We start from the raw sequence: 362 nt of genomic DNA, 5'->3' as shown, positions 1-362 counted from the left end.
AAACCTGATCATCGGCGGCATGAACGACAACACCGTGCTCGGCGGCGTGCGCGCCACTGAAAGCGCCGGTTTCGCCGCCGCCAATGTGATCGGCATCGGCATCAATGGCACCGACGCCATCGGCGAACTGAAGAAAGCCAACAGCGGCTTCTTCGGCTCCATGCTGCCAAGCCCGCACATCGAAGGCTACAACACCGCGCTGATGATGTACGAGTGGGTCACCAAGGGCACCGAACCGCCGAAGTACACGGCCATGGATGAAGTGACCCTGATCACCCGCGCCAACTTCCAGGAAGAACTGACCAAGATCGGGCTGTGGAAATGACGGCGGCGGCCCTGCGTTTCGACGCTATCGGCAAAAC

At 60.8% G+C, this 362-nt stretch carries 1 pseudogene; it reads left to right on the top strand.

Annotated features, from left to right (window positions below):
• A pseudogene (locus Q8X51_RS32195) lies at nucleotides 1-325 on the top strand (arabinose ABC transporter substrate-binding protein); the annotation flags it as partial.
• Nucleotides 326-362 lie beyond the last annotated feature (37 nt).

The sequence above is a fragment of the Pseudomonas sp. Yb2C2 genome (assembly GCF_052112325.1).
GTDB lineage: Bacteria > Pseudomonadota > Gammaproteobacteria > Pseudomonadales > Pseudomonadaceae > Aquipseudomonas > Aquipseudomonas marginalis.
This window is presented reverse-complemented; position numbering and strand designations above follow the sequence as displayed.